Source organism: Micromonospora sp. NPDC051296, from assembly GCF_040682255.1.
Taxonomy (GTDB): domain Bacteria; phylum Actinomycetota; class Actinomycetes; order Mycobacteriales; family Micromonosporaceae; genus Micromonospora; species Micromonospora craterilacus.
On the sequence record NZ_JBFBAO010000577.1, the window covers coordinates 1 to 2,564 of the forward strand.

Annotated in this window: 2 protein-coding genes and 2 pseudogenes; 2 read left to right on the top strand and 2 right to left on the bottom strand. The window is 70.4% G+C overall.

Going from position 1 to position 2,564, the window contains the following annotated elements:
• Positions 1-340: 340 nt before the first annotated feature.
• Together AB0M52_RS33085 and AB0M52_RS33090 are read left to right on the top strand one after the other, a co-directional pair.
• A pseudogene (locus AB0M52_RS33085) lies at positions 341-388 on the top strand (hypothetical protein); the annotation flags it as partial.
• A 130-nt stretch (positions 389-518) separates the two neighbouring features.
• Positions 519-737, top strand: coding sequence for a hypothetical protein (locus AB0M52_RS33090; protein ID WP_363961788.1), 219 nt, complete (start codon positions 519-521; stop codon positions 735-737).
• A 25-nt stretch (positions 738-762) separates the two neighbouring features.
• On the opposite strand, the gene AB0M52_RS33095 is transcribed toward AB0M52_RS33090, so the two are convergent.
• Entirely contained in the window at positions 763-1,779 is a 1,017-nt protein-coding gene (locus AB0M52_RS33095) for a GNAT family N-acetyltransferase (RefSeq protein ID WP_363961787.1), read from the bottom strand.
• Between the two features lie 72 nt (positions 1,780-1,851).
• Positions 1,852-2,481 (bottom strand): annotated as a pseudogene (locus AB0M52_RS33100) (lytic transglycosylase domain-containing protein); the annotation flags it as partial.
• Positions 2,482-2,564 lie beyond the last annotated feature (83 nt).

The window sequence follows — 2,564 nt, forward strand, 5'->3', positions numbered from 1 at the left end:
ACCAGGCCCAGGCCGAACAAGTGCTCATCCGCCAGCGGCTACCCACCAGGAGTCTGCCTCACCCACCGGCCAACTCCCACAACTCATTAGGACGAACAGGGGACAAGGGCGGCCCAGGGGGTGGCCCATCTGGGGTCGCTCAGGGGCACGGTGACGGAGGGTAGCAACGAATCATCCACAGGTTTATCCACAGGGGTTGTCCTGCTGAATGGCGTCGCGGCAGGGTCTGCCCATGGCGTCCGTCTTCGAACCCCCGGATCTCGGCCCGACGGTCGGGCCGTTTCCCATCGCCGGCCTGGTGCGGCGGGCCCGGCGGATCGTCGGCCTCAGCCAGGCGCGGATGGGCCGGTTCGCGAAGGTCGCACCGTCCACCGTCGGCCGGGTGGAGGCGGGGACGCTGACGCCGAGCCTGGCGGTGCTTCAACGCCTGCTGGGTGCCGCCGGCCTCTACCTGGTGGCGGTCGACCAGGACGGGCATGTGGTATTGCCGATGGAGGTCTGGGACGATACCCGGGACGGTGCGGGGCGCCGCTACCCGGCACACCTGGACACGATCCTCGACCCAGAGCCGGGCGAGTGGTGGGGGGGACATCTACGGCCTGGCGCGTCCGCCGGAGACGTACCGCCGCAGCCCGATCGACCGGGAGGCGCGACGGCGCTGCAGCCAGTGGGAGGTGCGGGTGGCCAAGTACCGCAACGTCCCGCCGCCTCCGGATCCCCGGAACTGGTACCACTGAGCGCCCCGTGGCCGGCGCCGGCGGCTCAGCGGGAGTTGTCCAGGCGGTGCACCAGGTCGGCCACGTCGACGCTGTACTCGCACCAGTCGCGGTCCGGGCGGTAGCCCAACTCCGCGTTGACCTTGAGCATCGCCTCGTTGGCCTGGGCGTTCCAGGTCTGCACCTCGGTCAGCTGTGGCTCGGCCGAGCGCAGCTCCATCAGCATCCGGGCCTTGATCGCGCGGTCGATCCCGTAGCCGCGGTGGTCCTGCACCACGATGGTGTCGTACTGGTCGGCGCGGGTCGGGTGCTGGGCCGGCACCACGACCTCGGTCAGGCCGGCCACCTCACCGCTCTGCTCGTGCAGGGCGAGCACGATGTACGGCTTCATCCCCCGCCGGTGCAGGCAGTCCAGGCTGTCCCGCAGCCGCTGCGAGTCGTACGAACTCGGTCGCAGCTCGCCGTCCTCGATGTCCCGGATCTCGGCTTTGGCCCGGGCGTACGCCTCGATCAGCTCGTCGGGTGGCCCGCCCGGATGGAACTCAACGTGGTAGCCCGCGCCGACCCCGGTGGACATCTCGGCCAACTCGGCCCAGTCGACACCGGACAGGTCGAGCACGCTGCGGGTCTCGACGTACTCCCGGCTGAAGCCCAGCGACTCGTAGAAGGCGATGGCGGGGGTATCGCCCACCACCTCCACCCCGATCGACTCGAAGCCCTCCTGATACACCCGGCGGGCGGCGCGCAGGACGAGGTCCCGGCCGAGCCCGGTGCGCCGGGCGGAGGGGTGTACGAGCACCTCCAGCACGCCGATGTTGCCGAGCAGCAGCACGTTCACCTGGCCCAGCAGCGAGCCGGGTGTGCCGTCGGTGGCCGGCTCGGCCTGGGCCACCCAGGAGATCCGCCGTTCGCCGGGCATCACCTCGGCGAGGTATTCCCGCAGCGAACTCTCCCGCCATGGCGGGTCCTGCGGAAGATCGACCGCCAGGACCGCGTTCAGCGTGTCCAGCAGCGACACGATCTCGGCGGACGACGCGGTCCTGGGGTCCCACTCGCGCACCATCACCCGTCTAGCTTGCCTTTAACAGCAGCCTGGGGGAAGTGTCCAGTTCTCCAATGTATGCGGACGATCACTTCACGTGCGACTGGCCTGTCCGTACCGGTTGGCGGTGTCGAACACCGCCCGGGCGTACCTGCCGACGTTGTTGTACGACAGGATGGCGTTCCACCAGTCACCCGGAATGGTGAGGTTGCGGCCTCCCTTGCACAGGTACATGCCGGCGGCGAGGGCGGCGTCGTGGATGTTGTGCGGGTCCTTGCGGCCGTCGTTGTCGGCGTCGGCGCCGTTCTCCTGCCAGGTCGTCGGGATGAACTGCATCGGCCCGACCGCACGGTCGTAGGTGGTGTCCCGGTCCAGCTCGCCCCGATCGGTGTCGTTGATCCGCATCCGGCCGCCCTGACCGTCCAGCGGCAAACCGATGATCTCCGGGGTGGCCCGGCCGTCCGGCCCGAGCTGCGCGTTGTTGGCCTGCCCGTGGCGGGACTCGACGAAGCCGATCGCGGCCAGGGTGGTCCAGCTCAGGCCGCAGCTGCGGTTGGTCTCGGCGAGCACCAGCTCGGCGTAGCCGTACGCCTGCATGGCGATCGGGTCGATGCCGGCCTTGGCGCCGACCTCGCGGGCCCAGCCGGCGAGGGCGTCGGACGGGCGTCCGCCGACCGGCAGACCGCCACCCGGCGCGGTCGGCGGTGTCGCGCCCGGGGGAGGACCTGGCCGACACGTTCGACGCCATGATCGGCCGGCTCGACCGCTCGTTCGAGGGGCAGCGGCGGTTCATCGCCAACGCCTCC